This window comes from Aliiglaciecola sp. 3_MG-2023, assembly GCF_030548205.1.
In the GTDB taxonomy this organism is placed as follows: Bacteria; Pseudomonadota; Gammaproteobacteria; order Enterobacterales; family Alteromonadaceae; genus Aliiglaciecola.
Window position 1 is genome coordinate 41437 of sequence record NZ_JAUORV010000016.1, and the last position, 14574, is coordinate 56010.

Genomic DNA, 14574 nt, shown 5'->3' on the forward strand with positions numbered 1-14574 from the left:
GAAAGAAATCTATGGACGGGAAGCCTCCTAAGACACTTATCACCGACGCTAGAGGGGTTCAAGTTGGTGATGGAAATGTACAGCACAATCATTATTATGCAGCACCCTCTGCGCCTAATTTAGTTTTTTCTTACAAACCTGAAATTGATCTCGAGTTAGCCATTGCTTACTACGATAGAGTGAGCATTTTTCCTACCTTGGCGGCTGAATTTTCGCAACATAAAGTCTCAACAATTTTTATTTTGGGAGGAAAACAAGACTGGCATAACGGGTTATGGAGTCGGCTGAAAAATCATTTGGATTTTCGACTGAATGAAACCGCAAGTTATGCCAGTGTCAGTTGGCCGCAAGAACAACATTTCGAGCGGCGCACGCGTTTTAGTTGTTGGGACCAAACGATAAAGGGGTTTAGCCAACCGTCTAATGGCACGCTTCAGCAAATACAAGAAGACATTACATCACACCTGCTTTGTCTTTCTATCAAACAAGCGCATTTTCGAGCCGTAGTAAGGTATGACATTTCTGCTTTGAATTGGAATACCACCAATTTGAATCATCTTGAATCTCTTGTAAATGACTGGGAAACCATTCATCAAAACCTGCGTAAATACAGCCCCAACCCAGTTTCTATCGGCTTAGTATTTTGTGTTGTTGAAGAGCCAAGGAGTTTATTTGCAAAAGTATTACGCTTCTGTAAAAAAGACCTGAATTCACCGACAGAGCAGGAATACGAGACCTATAAACGTTTATCGACAAAGTATCCAGATGCTTTCTTTGGTGCATTACAGCGGGTTACCGCCGATGAAATAGATGAATGGATAGAAGCGCTGCAGTTTGGTCTTACAGAAGAAAAACGAAATGGTGATTGGTGGCAGAACTTGAAAGTCTCTATGCGCAGACAATTGGAACAGTATAAACATTCAGTTGAACACCGAAAATTGCGTGATGATTTGATTAGTTGTGAACAATTTAAACAAGCTTGGAGGGGCGAAATTGACTAAATCAAGATTTTTTGACGGCACCTTAGATGAACCGCAAAACAATTATCTTAATCTGCCGGTTATTGATCAGAATGCGATGACGCGCCCACAGGATTACCTAGCCAGTAACGAACTCTCGGCTGCCGTAAACGTGGCACTAACATTAGGTATGCCTCTTTTGCTGACTGGCGAACCTGGTTGCGGTAAGAGTGAGCTCGCAAGACGTATCGCCTGGGAGCTAGGATTTCCCAGTTATAATAAAGACGGAAATGCAGAGGTGTTAAAGTATGCGGTGAAGTCAAATACAGAAGCTAGAGATTTATTTTACAATTACGATACGGTCGGTCGTTTTCATGCTTCGCAAGCAAGCCAAAGTCCCAACCAAGAATTAGTCAGCGCAAATCAATTTATCCGTTATCAAGCGTTGGGTTTGGCAATTTTACGAGCGAAAGGCAAACAAGGTGACTTTCCAAGCGGTTTGTTAACGGATAGTCAGTTAGCGAGCTTACCAGAAACTGCACATCGTTCGGTTGTATTGATTGACGAAATTGACAAAGCGCCTCGTGATGTTCCTAACGATATTTTAAATGAAATCGAGCATTTAGAATTTGCTATTCCCGAGTTAGGGGGCGTGCGTGTGGCTATCGAGGGGAATGAGATTGCGCATAAACCCGTGGTAATTATAACCAGTAACTCAGAGCGTGATCTTCCCAGCGCGTTTTTACGCCGATGTGTATATTTTCATCTACCTTTTCCACCATTTAGCACGGAGGATGACACTCAAGTAACGGTGCAAAGTATTGTGACTAGCCGATTAGGCAAAAGGTTTGCTGATTTGCCGGTTTTGCAGCGTGATGCGATCAGTCTATGCCAATTTTTGAGGTTAGAGCAACAAGGGTTATACAAGCAGCCGGGTATAGCAGAGATATTAAATTGGCTGAGCTACATTTCTCAGCACGCTTTGTCACAAGCTACTAGTGGCAAGTTTCCAAGCACTGCTGGGTTGTCTGAAGTGGATTACCAGACTTGTATTTTGGGCTTTAAAACGACTTTACTTAAAACTCGTGAAGATCAATCTCGTGCAGATTCGTTGTTTAAAGCTTGGATAAGCACATCCAGTGAATCAACTAAATAGCGCAAAGCTGCAATGCCAGTATTTATATCAGCATTTTGCTGAGCTGCAGAATCTACTCACTGCCAAAGGAATAGTTATTGGCCCAGACCGTTGGTTAGCCGCTAACGACCTGTTACTTCATTTACAGCACAAAAATCACCCACCCGTATCTGCAAACGAACTTAGAAATTTACTTGGCCCGCTATTTTGCCGGTCTGAGCAAGAGCAAAATTTATTCAAAGAGTTGTTTGATATTTGGGCTTTAGAAAAACAGGCCGATTTAGATAAATCGGAAGTTGTACTTCCTGATTCAATTACCTTAACGAGTCCAGACCCTAAACCTTTTTATAGTAAAATCAGCTTTTGGACAGTCATATTTATTTCCTGCGTCATAATATTACTCAACCTTGAAGAACCCCCACCACCACCACCCGGTTCAGATGTGACGATTCGAACTACAGCGCCTGACGTTATTGAAGACCTCAGTCCAGAACAGCAACCCTGCGAAAATAGCCCAGATGGATGCGCAACTGTTGAGGAGTCTACTACTTCCGATACCATTACCCCCGAAATTGTCAAGCCTGCTAGCTTTAGATACACACCTGAACCGATACGCTTAAACCCAGAAGAACTTTACGATATTTCGCGATGGCAATATGTGGTAATTACTGTGCCACTTTTACTATGGTTAGTAATTCGTATCTATACCAGAGTGAATCGACGTTATGTGCTTCGTCAAGAAAACAATCAGCGCGGTAACCCGTTGGTTTACTTGAAACTTAAGACTACCGAAACTATGCCATTTGCATTAGCTGATTTTAGTAGCTTGCTGCGTTTAAGTATTTTGCGTTCCACCCGCAAATTGGATGCAGATAAAACGATTATTGCTACCATTCGTAATGCTGGGTTATTTAAACCAACGTTTCAACAACGTTATGTTCAACCAGAATACCTCGTCTTGATTGATCGCTCCCACATCAATGACCAATGCGCGGCATTGGCCGATTCATTGTTAGTGAGGCTCCAACTAGAGCATCTACACATTCGTGCATTTCACTTTCAAGGTGATCCCAGTTGGTGTTTTGAAAAAAATACGTCTCATGCTATTTCATTGCAGTCATTGGCGCACAAGTATCCAGATAGTCGATTAATTGTGATAAGCAGTGGACACAAGCTAGTAAATCGTCTATCCGGTGAGCTGGCTAAATGGGTTTCGCTTTTTAAAGCTTGGAAACAACGGGTATGGCTAACTAACCAACCACAACCTTGGGGTTATGCACTTAGTCAAATTGCATTCAGCGGCTTCGCCGTTGCCCCACTGGAAACCGCAGGAGTCAAAGCATCAGCGCAGTGGTTTAGCAAGTTACAAACAGACAATCCCAATAAATCAGGTGTTTGGTATTCCGGTTATTTACAACAGAAATTCCCAGTGCAATTGAAGGATGCAAGCTTCTGGCTAGAAAATGACGCTGAAAAAGCACACAAAAAAAGACTACCTAAACTGCTCGAACAATTGCGGGAATACCTTCATGAGGATGGAATGCTTTTATTGGGTTGCGTTGCAGCTTACCCGGAAATAAATGGCAATCTAAGTATTGCTCTTGAACAAAAGTTATTTCCCGACGCGCATCCAATCGAGCGAGAGCAACGCTTGCTAAAGCTAAGTGCTCTGCCTTGGAGTCAGCAAGGTCAAATGCCGACATACGTCAGGGCAGTTTTGCTCGACGAGTTGAGTAAAGACGAATTTCAACGTATAGGTTACATTTATCGCAACTTATTTGAGCTTGCAAGTACTCCTAAGCATGGTTTGGGAATTCAGGTTCCAGGAGACGTCAATACTTCTGACTCACCAAAACCGTTTAAAAGCCATTCATACCCAACTTCCGATCCGCTGATGATTAGAGCGCTAAGAGGATGGCGTAGTCGTTTGGATTTTATTTTACCTAATAAACTAGCTCGTAAATTTGGCCAAATAACCCAATCTTCATGCTTTGGCTACTTGTCCTTTTCATTAGTTTTGCTTGTTAGTTTGTTTTTGTGGTTTAGCTGGCCTTATTACCTGTCGTATCAAGAGCAACAACGAATCAATGATAAATACACGGACAACATTCAGACCGGCATCATAATTGAAACTGACCCCACAAACATGCAGTTTTCTGAAGCGCTAAATCGTAATCTGGAACGATGGGGCTTTAAGTTTTATAAAACAAATATTGATGAGCAACCTTTTATTGGAAAAGGGCAGATTATCACTGATGACTTAGCGGTTGCAGAACAGATCCAGGCGCGTATTGATTATCTAACCAATGATCAACTGAAGTTGCAATTCGTGTTAGTGAACGCAAAACAAACTAAGCTACCGATTGAGATGCTGGATGATGCTTCGAATTTAGTTAACAGGGTGGTGCGCATACGCTTACCCACAGAGGTGGCGCAAAACCCACTATTAACTTCTTCTGAACAGTATACTCAAGAATGGTATAGGCAACGTGATTTTGTTTTTAATTTATTGCAAGAAAATCAGGACGACGAAGCCGCATACAACGACATTCTGATTACCGAACTGCTACCTAGGTTAGAACACTTGATTGCTGGAAATTTAAATTGGCTATTGCGAAACAATGCACAAGAACAGCAAGTTACTATTTACGAAACGCTTAAAGCTTACTTAATGCTGCAAAACACGAGTAGGTTTGATGCTGGTTATCTGCGTAGTTGGCTAGCAACAACCTTGCGAAACGAAGGTGTCAATATGCAAATGATCACGTTGTCTTATTTTGATGATCTTTTGAATCTTGAGTTAAAGCAGCAATCACTTGACCAAGCTTTAGTTGCCACTGCGCGTGAAGCATTATTACGAATGCCTTTAGCACAAAGGATTTACTCGCAACTCAAAGCGACAGAAGAGAATCGCAAAGTGTATTCGTTGTATGATTACCTTGTTGCTGAAAAAATAACCCTATTTGAGCTAAATGAAATTGTACAGCGAAAGTTAACAATTCCTATTTTGTTTACCGAGTCGGGGTACAAAAATATTAATTTTAGCTATTTAATTTCACAAGGAAAATCTGAACAGTGGGTGCTGAGCGACGCGGCTGATACGCTTAGTGACGCGGATTTAGCTAAATTAGAGTACGAGATAAAGCAACTATACGCGCAAGAATATATTGCTACATGGCAGTCTATTTTATCTAGTCTACAGATTAAGAACTTTAGTCAATATGCGGATGAATTAAATGCATTGGCCGAATTAAAAATCCGCCAAAAATCGGATATATTTAAATTACTAAAGCTCGTTTATCGTCACACTCAGTTTTCATCAACTAATTACACTGGTGCTGACTATGACCAAGCTATGCAAGTTCAACAATCCAGCTCCAGTAAACTGCAGTCTGCTTTAAAAGCATTAGAACCACCGAATGTGTTAGCGAATAGCATCGAACAACAATTTTCAGAACTACATGAGCTGTTTGTAAATGAAGCTGCTTACATGATCAACATTGGAGAGCCCATCGCGCGCATAGAAGAAGCTCTTATCCAAATTTATACCTCTAATTCGCCAAATAAAGCAGCGTTTACTAATATCAAAGAGGGGTACGACGGTAGAGGCATTTCCTTTTCCGCTTATAATCAATTTCGCGCAAGAAACCTACCTGCGCCGATTGACAAGTGGTTAATCAGTATTACTGATAATGCAACTCGTGATGTTTTTTACCGAGCAAGAATACACATTAACCAGAAGTGGCAAGAAAATGTTCTTGCCGTTTATCGCAAGAATATAGTAAACCATTACCCCTTTAATAAACGTGCAAAACAAGACGTCAGCTATGCTGATCTGGTTGCTTTGTTTGGTCCAAACAGTGCATATCAGAGTTTTGAGAATGAGTATGTAGCTCCGTTTGTAGATAATGTTGATAACAGAGTGGTGAACCGCATTGTTGCAGGCATGAGTATGGACTTTAGTCAGGAATTTTTTGTATCTTATGAAAGACTAAGTAAGTGGTTTGAGTTTTTGACACTAATCGAGAAAGATGGACGTGTTATTATCGACTATAGACCCGTAACATTAACTTCAAATTCTAAGCAATTCACCTTGGAGTTCAACGGACAACGTTTGACCTATGCACATGGACCACAGCGCCAACAAAAAATTGCGCTTTATTTTCCGTTTTATTCCCAAAACCAAAAAACTGACGATATTCGATATGCTTTTAATTCAATCAGCAAAGAATCCAGTTCCACTAAAAGTTTTGTGGGAGATTGGGCGTGGTTTAGATTTTTGCAAGACAACAAAATGCAGTTCACGCGTTCGAGTGAAATGGTGAGGTTAGTGATTAGCTCTAAAAACGACAAAATCGATCAACAAATGGTATTGGATTTAAACTTTCAAGAAAGCTCTTCTGAATTTATTGTGGGGAAATTATTTGAAAATGTCTCACTACCCCAAAATGTTTTTCAAACTGAGGAGTAATGGGATCAGAGAATATCTTTTTGAGGTTTATATGGACAGCCATCTTTTCAGGAAAATACATATAGCAATCGGGTATATTTTTTGAAGGTCCAGTCTGTGGGTGTTCGTGTGATTTCCGTATGATTTAAATACATGACACCATCAAGCTAACTGAAACTTTAGGCGAGCGGCTGATACAATAGGGTCGTAAAAGCGTCCGCTGCGGGGGAAGAAGGTCTATCGCGGTATCGCAGTTGATACAACGGGCGAGATAACATTTGATAGTGTCTGGTCGAGATCACTTTTAGTTTTTTCAGTTGCACCAAATCCTCAGTAACCACTTGAGGTAGCAAAGCTACCCCTAAACCTTGTGTGACCGCGCGGGCAATCGCCTCGTTACTGCCCAGTTGCATGCTGTCATTCACTGTTATGCCTTGTTTAGCTAATAAGGTAAATGACATTTGCCGAGTACCCGACCCCGGCTCTCGCAACAGCCATCGCTGCTGACTCAACCAGTTCGCTTTATCGCCTATGGCAGTCAGCGAACCCGGGATCACTATGCTCATTGGGTCATCTTGCCAATGCTGGCTACTAATGTGTGAATCGTTTGCATGCCCTTCGACCAAAGCGAGGTCGATGGTGCAGGCAAGAAGAGCTTGTTCGATTTGCGCTGTGTTAGCGACTTGTACTTCTACTTTAATGTGTGGGTATTGTTGGGTGAATCGCGCTAAATAAGGTGCCAGCCAATAACCCGCTATTGTGGTACTCGCCCCTAACACTAATGTGCCTTGTTTCAACCCTGTGCGCGCTCTTACATCTTCAAGTGCAGCTTGCTCTATAGCAAATATGCTTTTTGCATGATTGAACAAGCTCTGGCCGCCTTCGGTTAACGCTAATTTTTTACCTCTGGATGCTCGCGCGATTAACTGCATACCTAACTGATGCTCAAGTTCCTTTAACGCTTTAGAAACAGCAGGTTGACTGATACATAAGGCATCCGCCGATCGAGAGAAACTGCCCAGTTGAGCAACACTATGGAATACCCTGAGCGCATGTAAATTCATATTAATTAACCTAAAGTTATCAATACATGATTTTAATGTATTGGAGTTATATTTTGCCAAGTCCTATTATCAAGTCAACCTTTAATAGTGATAGCAATAGGAGCAGCCTTATGTACAGTGCAGTTAAGCGTTTTTTCAATACCGGCCAGCAAGGATGCTCACAACAAAGCAGTCACTTTTACGATTCGCGCTGGTGGCAAGGCTTAATAATGGTTACGGCTATCGCGTTGGTTGCAACCTATCTGAGTCATGTTCCTTTTGTTCAGCAAACAGGATTAAGCTCTTTAACCATTGGGATCGTGCTCGGTATTATTGTTGGTAATACCCTCTTTTCACGGGTAGCCGTGCACACTGATGTCGGCGTAGATTACGCTAAAAGCATATTATTAAAAGCTGGCGTAGTGTTGTTTGGTTTTCGTATTACCTTTGCCCAAGTGGCGGGCGTGGGTTGGCAAGGCCTAGTCACTGACATGGCAATGCTGGGCTTAACGTTCTGGCTGGCGGTGCAGCTGGGCAAGCGTGTTTTCAAATTAGACGAACAGACCACCATTCTTATTGGTGCTGGCAGTTCAATTTGCGGTGCAGCCGCAGTCATGGCGACAGAGCCCGTGGTAAAAGCCCAAGCGCATAAGGTATCTGTTGCGGTTGCCACTGTGGTGGTGTTTGGCACCTTGAGCATGTTTATTTACCCTCTTGCTTATGGCTACTTAGGGTTAAGTGAACACGCCTACGGAATTTATGCTGGCTCTACCATTCATGAAGTGGCACAAGTGGTGGCGGCAGGCAGTGCGGTTAGCCCTGAAGCTGCAAATGTGGCCGTGATTGAAAAAATGCTAAGAGTCATGATGCTTGCGCCTTTTTTAGTGTTGTTGTCAGTGTGGCAAAACAAAAAACACGCAAAAACGTTGTCAGCAAACGAAGCTGGCAAGCCAAATAAAAGCAACATTATGATCCCTTGGTTTGCCGTGCTATTTATTGTGGCCAGTGGCATCAACTCGGCTCAGATTATCCCTGCAATTATCACCGAAAAAATAATTCATTTAGACGCTATTTTACTGACTATCGCTATGGTGGCATTGGGACTACGCACCCATATTGGCGCAATTCGCCAAGCCGGGCTAAAGCCTTTATTACTGGCAGCTTGCTTGTTTTTATTTCTTACCCTTGGTGGGTATGGGATAAATGTGGCGATAGCAGGCATATAGTCTTTTTACATGGATCCACAGATTTCAAATAGAGGCCGAGTTTTAAAGGGTTCAATAGACTTGCATCTTTTAAGGTAGTTGCAATAGCAGCCCAAAAACATACCACTGGTGGACGACGAAACGTTTCAACCCAGTGGTATTTTAGAAAAATACATATAGCAATCGGGCACCTATGAAAACTGGGGTTAATGATTAATTTACACTGACCCCATTATTTCCCTGACCCCAATTTTATTTAATTTTTATAGGAAGGATCAATACGATCCAATTTCCTTAGCCAAGCTTGCCACACTATATGACGTTCATGCTCTACTTTCTTAAACTGCGAACTAACATATTGAGCTAATTCATTAGAAATAGTCGACATTTTTGACAGGCTTCCCATTTGCGAAGCAGCCAACTGAATTTCACAGGCACGATTAAGGTAATACATAATTTGAAATGCATCTGCGACACTTTCACCTACCGTTAATAAACCATGGCTGCGCAGGACTAACCCTATATTATTGCCTAATGATTGTTGAATACGTTTACGCTCTTCAAGGTTCCATGCAACACCTTCATAGTCATGATAACCAAGACGATCATAGAACTCAGTACTGATCTGATTTAGCATCAATAAACCATCATCACAAGCCGCTAAAGCCATACCTGCCAGTGTATGGGTATGCATCACACAATGGGCATCGTCACGCGCCATATGCACAGCACTATGAATAGTAAAACCAGCGAGATTATAATCTGCGTCACCTTCTAAAATCTTACCTTGAGAATCAACAACAACTAAATCACTGGCACAGATTTCATCAAACATTAGCCCAAAAGGGTTAATCAAAAAGCGGGGAATTCCATCCCCAGGTAAACGGACTGAAAAATGAGTATACAAAGTATCTTCCCAACCTAGCATCGCAGCTAGTCGGTATGCTGCTGCTAAATCACGACGTAAAATCGCTTCTTGTTGTAAATTATCACTGCTCATTGTTTAACTCTCATAAATTCTATCCAGTAAATTAGTAATGTTGTGGAATATACTTAAAATAAAGCATAAGTCATTTCATTCATCATCATTAGGTCAATCAAATGTTATAATCATTGCCGTATAATTATCGACTAGCGGAAAAATACATGGCAAAGCCTAATAAAAAAGCCCCAGAGTCATCCGTAGACATCTTCTGCAGCCAGTGTAAAACCCAGCTATTTAAATACCGCAAAGGCGGCAAGGGATCGCTACTTAAATGTTTTAAGCAACGCATCACTAAAGATTTCACTTTATCGCCCTGCACTTGCCCAAAGTGCAATAGCATCTTCGCCAGAGATACGTTAATAAGAGGCACTCCCGCATTTAAAATGATCGGTGGTAAAGTGTTTAGTAAATAATGACTATTCTACAGCAACAAGTCGAATTAGTGTGACAGTCTTGCTAATTACTCCCGTGAATTACCCTAGTCCTTGTAACAACCCTCGTAACCCTTTGCCATGATTTAGATTGAACACTTGGGTTTTACCGTATTGTATCAACACAGATTTAATATCTTCGGAAAAGTAGTTATGCCAGTTGCAAACAAAGCCCATGCTCCATTTGGGGTAATCTCGCTTTTCTATTATTTCAGAAATAATGACGCGCAAATTTTGATGGCGGGGATCACGCCTGATTGACTCTAATAGAGTATAAACCTGCTCTTCTGAACCTTCTAAGACCTGAAAAAAATTCTGACCATTCACCACAAGAAAACCAGTTATATCTTGTTCGTCATTATTTTTTGTCGATACGGCAAGAATATCGTCGAAATCTTGCTGATTTAGTTCTCGAGCAAAATCACTAACATAGATTAAGTGAATCATAAATCGTCCGTTTTGATCTGATATAGTTTCAATCTACTAATTGGCGACTTAGTACAAAAAAATACCTAGGTCGTAATAGTTAAAATGACTCGTTATTAAAAAGTCCTATTTAAAATATAATGCAAATAATGGGTTCAATAGACAAACATCTTTTCAGGTAGTTGCGATAGAGGCCAAAATTACCACTGCTGGACAAAGAAAAGTTTCAACCTGGTGGTATTTTAGGAAGGTACATATAGCAATCCGGTATATTTGTTGAGGGTCCAGTCTGTGGCTGTCCGTGTGATGGTCTTCTCATTATATAGCTGACGTTGATATCGGATTTGTCTAACATTTGGCCTTTATTGCTTAAATGTGTCAGAACCGCACCATGAACCATTATAGTTATAAGAAAAATTGTTGTTTTAAACACAAGGGAGCCTTGCATCAGTTTCTGGTGTTTTTAATTAGTTGATAGTGATGTTACATGGTTTAAAAAACGCAGTATCACATCAAGTTCTAACCTTATCAGGACAGCCATAGTAAGAAGAAATTTATGTGCACAGCACCAAAAAATGCCACAAGCATGCTTTTGATTTACCCTCGACTCTAATTTTCCAAATTCCAAATAGACTTGCCAGATGTCTAGACATGGACGTCTGGACAAGGCGAATTGCTTTACATGGATGTTACCTTTCGCCGCTCTGGCATAGGAGTCTATTTTTAATTTGAATAGAAAATTGGCCGGAGCGCGGCCTCTTTTGCTTACTTTTCTTGGCTGTTGAAGAAAAGTAAGTCGGACCGCAGGGATGCGGTTTGAAACCCCGCAATGGATTGCGGTGAACGAAATGAATAATATTTGTCAGCAAAGCCTATTTTTTATGGCTCAACCATAAAAAAAGCGAGCCTAAGCTCGCTTCTTCAAAACAACAACAATCAATCTTCCATATAAGTCTCAATACTCGGACAAGAACAAATAAGGTTACGATCTCCATATACGTCATCGATGCGGTTAACACTTGGCCAGAATTTGTTTCTAGCCACTGACGGCACTGGATAGGCGGCGGTTTGCCTGTCGTAGCTGCGGTTCCAGTCGCTGTCGCAGATGTCGTCGATTGTGTGTGGTGCGTTGTGTAATGGGTTGTCGATTGCGTCCCATTCGCCACTTTCCACTTTAGCCATTTCAGCACGTATGCAGATCATTGCTTCAATGAAGCGGTCTAGTTCTGCTTTTGCTTCTGATTCGGTTGGTTCAATCATCAGCGTTCCGGCTACTGGGAAGCTCATGGTAGGCGCGTGGAAACCATAGTCATTTAGTCGTTTTGCCACATCCATTTCCGTTACACCTGAGGTTTCCTTGGCTGGACGCAAATCGATAATACATTCGTGGGCTACACGGTTGTTACGACCTTTGTAAAGCACTGGGTAATGCCCCTCGAGTTTCTGTGCGACGTAGTTGGCATTCAACATGGCAACTTCGGTGGCCTTTTTAAGTCCTTCACTGCCCATCATTTTGATGTACATATAGCTAATTGGCAGAATTGAGGCACTTCCCCAAGGCGCAGCTGAAACAGCGCCGTTACCTGCGGTGGTATTGCCCGTATCAACAACTTGGTGATTCGGTAAGAAAGGGGCCAGGTGGGCTTTTACGCCGATTGGTCCCATACCTGGGCCACCGCCTCCGTGTGGAATACAGAAGGTTTTGTGCAAGTTCAGGTGAGATACATCGCCACCGATCAAACCAGGTGAAGTTACCCCAACCTGTGCGTTCATGTTAGCGCCATCCATGTAAACTTGACCGCCAAATTGGTGCACTATGTCACACATTTCTTTAATAGTTTCTTCGTATACACCGTGGGTAGATGGATAGGTGATCATGGCACATGATAAGTTATCAGCCACTTCTTCGGCTTTTTTACGTAAATCTGCTAAATCAACGTTACCATTTTTATCACAGTTGACTACAACCACTTTCAAACTCACCATTTGCGCTGATGCTGGGTTAGTTCCGTGGGCGGAACTTGGGATTAAACAAATGTTTCTATGCCCTTCCCCGCGGCTTTCATGGTAATGTTTAATTGCAATTAAGCCAGCATATTCACCCTGTGCGCCTGAGTTAGGTTGCATCGACATGGCATCGTAACCGGTGATGTTTATCAACCAATCACTTAGCTCGTCAATCATATGTTTATACCCTTGTGCCTGCTCAATTGGCGCAAACGGGTGCAGTTTGCCAAATTCTGGCCAAGTGACCGGGATCATCTCTGCCGTGGCATTGAGTTTCATGGTACAAGAGCCTAGGCTAATCATTGAATGATTCAAAGCTAAATCTTTGTCTTCTAAAGATTTAATATAGCGCAGCATTTCTGTTTCAGAGTGGTATGAATTAAACACTGGGTTACTTAGAATTTCATCGGTGCGCAACAAATCTGCTGGTAGAGACTTCGAACCTTGAGTGGTAATTTCTGCATCCATCATTTCAATATCGAAACCATGGGTGTCTCCGCAAAATAAGTCTATAAGACCTTTTAAATCGTGACGTGTGGTGGTTTCATCTACTGAAATACCGATTAGGTTATCTGCTAAATCAGCGCGTAAATTCATGCCAGCTTCTGCAGCACGAGCAACTATCGCGTCTTTATCATCAACCATCACAGTAATGGTATCGAACCAAGTATTGTGCTTAAGTCCATATCCATGGCGCGTAAGTGCTGCGGCTAATAAATCGGCAAAACGGTTAATCCGTGTGGCGATAGTTTTTAGGCCTTGAGGACCATGATAAACCGCATAAAAAGATGCCATATTTGCTAGTAATACCTGAGCGGTACAAATGTTGGAGTTAGCTTTTTCACGGCGAATATGTTGTTCACGGGTTTGCAGTGCCATGCGCAGTGCTGGACGGCCTCTCGTGTCTTTAGACACACCAATTATTCGACCAGGTAACGAGCGTTTATAGGCATCACGGGTGGCGAAAAAGGCGGCATGTGGACCACCGTAACCCATAGGAACCCCAAAACGTTGCGCGGAACCTAAAACTACATCGGCTCCCATTTCTCCAGGAGATTTTAACAACACAAGGCTCATAATATCGGCAGCAACAGAAACTATGGCTTTATTTTCATGTAATGCACTTATGATATCGGTAAGATCTTTCACTTCACCTGTGGTACCAGGATATTGCAACAAGGCACCAAATATATCGTGAGAAGCCGCTTCTGATTCTTTGCCAACTATTACATCAAAACCAAACATTTCCGCACGAGTTTTTATGACGTCTAATGTTTGCGGATGCACATCGTCGGCAACAAAAAAGCTATTAGCTTTACGGTTTTTAGACACACGCTTAGCTAGCCCCATAGCTTCAGCTGCAGCGGTTGCTTCATCCAGTAACGAAGCAGAGGCCAGTTCAAGCCCAGTTAAATCAATTGTCACTTGTTGATAGTTTAATAGTGCTTCTAATCGGCCTTGGGCAATTTCTGGCTGGTAAGGTGTGTAGGCTGTATACCAACCTGGATTTTCCAAAACATTTCGTAAAATCACATTTGGTGTAATGGTGTCGCTATATCCCATACCAATAAAACTGCGATTAATCTGATTCTTACCGGCAATTTCCTTAAGTTCTTGTAACGCTTGAACTTCGGTTATGCTGTCGCCGATTTTTAAAGACTCTGGCAAACGGATCCCCGCGGGTACAGTCTGCTTCATTAAGTCGTCTAATGATTCAGCGCCAACAAATTCGAGCATTTCTGCCATTTCGCTTTCGCTTGGGCCAATATGGCGCCTAACAAAATCTTCAGTTTGTTCTAGCTGAGAGAGTGAAAACGGGGTTTTAGCCATGAATGATTGCCTTTATTTTGAACAATGAGATACCGGAAATAGAAATGCAAAAGCTATCTATATGCATATGAATTCAAGAAATGTTTTGATATCAATATCAAAT

Annotated in this window: 9 protein-coding genes; 5 read left to right on the plus strand and 4 right to left on the minus strand. The window is 42.0% G+C overall.

The features are described 5' to 3' along the window. The first annotated feature begins 11 nt into the window (after nt 1-11). From Q4574_RS16875 to Q4574_RS16885, 3 genes are read left to right on the plus strand one after another with little or no spacing between them, the layout of a single operon-like run. Nucleotides 12-1001 carry a hypothetical protein gene (locus Q4574_RS16875; RefSeq protein ID WP_303475632.1) on the plus strand — a complete coding sequence of 330 codons (990 nt, stop codon included), beginning with the start codon at nt 12-14 and terminating at the stop codon, nt 999-1001. After that, nucleotides 994-2115, plus strand: a complete 1122-nt coding sequence (locus tag Q4574_RS16880) for a MoxR family ATPase (RefSeq protein WP_303475634.1) — start codon at nt 994-996, stop codon at nt 2113-2115. Before Q4574_RS16875 ends, Q4574_RS16880 begins: the two co-directional genes overlap by 8 nt. Further along, nucleotides 2099-6565: an ImcF-related family protein gene (locus Q4574_RS16885; protein WP_303475637.1), complete on the plus strand. Its 4467-nt coding sequence runs from the start codon at nt 2099-2101 to the stop codon at nt 6563-6565. The genes Q4574_RS16880 and Q4574_RS16885 overlap by 17 nt, the downstream gene beginning before the upstream one ends. Before the next feature lie 158 nt (nt 6566-6723). On the opposite strand, the gene Q4574_RS16890 is transcribed toward Q4574_RS16885, so the two are convergent. Further along, entirely contained in the window at nt 6724-7608 is an 885-nt protein-coding gene (locus Q4574_RS16890) for a LysR family transcriptional regulator (RefSeq protein WP_303475640.1), read from the minus strand. 110 nt (nt 7609-7718) lie between these two features. Between Q4574_RS16890 and Q4574_RS16895 the strand changes: the two genes are divergently transcribed. Further along, nucleotides 7719-8813, plus strand: a complete 1095-nt coding sequence (locus Q4574_RS16895) for a YeiH family protein (protein WP_303475643.1) — start codon at nt 7719-7721, stop codon at nt 8811-8813. Nucleotides 8814-9048: 235 nt separating this feature from the next. Here the strand turns inward: Q4574_RS16895 and Q4574_RS16900 are convergent, their stop codons facing one another. After that, nucleotides 9049-9792, minus strand: coding sequence for a class II aldolase/adducin family protein (locus Q4574_RS16900; protein WP_303475646.1), 744 nt, complete (start codon nt 9790-9792; stop codon nt 9049-9051). Nucleotides 9793-9938: 146 nt separating this feature from the next. Here Q4574_RS16900 and Q4574_RS16905 point away from each other — a divergent pair, with 146 nt between their 5' ends. Next, nucleotides 9939-10190 (plus strand): hypothetical protein, encoded by a 252-nt coding sequence (locus Q4574_RS16905; protein WP_303475648.1) that lies wholly within the window; start codon nt 9939-9941, stop codon nt 10188-10190. Between the two features lie 60 nt (nt 10191-10250). On the opposite strand, the gene Q4574_RS16910 is transcribed toward Q4574_RS16905, so the two are convergent. Both Q4574_RS16910 and gcvP read right to left on the minus strand, forming a co-directional pair. Next, entirely contained in the window at nt 10251-10655 is a 405-nt protein-coding gene (locus Q4574_RS16910; protein ID WP_303475651.1) for a BLUF domain-containing protein, read from the minus strand. Nucleotides 10656-11570: 915 nt separating this feature from the next. Next, the gene (gene gcvP / locus Q4574_RS16915) at nt 11571-14471 is read right to left on the minus strand and encodes an aminomethyl-transferring glycine dehydrogenase (RefSeq protein WP_303475653.1); all 2901 of its coding nucleotides are present in this window, start codon (nt 14469-14471) and stop codon (nt 11571-11573) included. Between the last annotated feature and the right edge of the window lie 103 nt (nt 14472-14574).

Excerpts from the sequence above, each read along its gene's own strand:
- Q4574_RS16875 (WP_303475632.1), top strand. The coding sequence starts at position 12 with ATGGACGGGAAGCCTCCTAAGACACTTATCACCGACGCTAGAGGGGTT.
- Q4574_RS16890 (WP_303475640.1), bottom strand. The coding sequence starts at position 7,608 with ATGAATTTACATGCGCTCAGGGTATTCCATAGTGTTGCTCAACTGGGC.
- Q4574_RS16895 (WP_303475643.1), top strand. The coding sequence starts at position 7,719 with ATGTACAGTGCAGTTAAGCGTTTTTTCAATACCGGCCAGCAAGGATGC.
- Q4574_RS16900 (WP_303475646.1), bottom strand. The coding sequence starts at position 9,792 with ATGAGCAGTGATAATTTACAACAAGAAGCGATTTTACGTCGTGATTTA.
- Q4574_RS16905 (WP_303475648.1), top strand. The coding sequence starts at position 9,939 with ATGGCAAAGCCTAATAAAAAAGCCCCAGAGTCATCCGTAGACATCTTC.
- Q4574_RS16910 (WP_303475651.1), bottom strand. The coding sequence starts at position 10,655 with ATGATTCACTTAATCTATGTTAGTGATTTTGCTCGAGAACTAAATCAG.
- gcvP (WP_303475653.1), bottom strand. The coding sequence starts at position 14,471 with ATGGCTAAAACCCCGTTTTCACTCTCTCAGCTAGAACAAACTGAAGAT.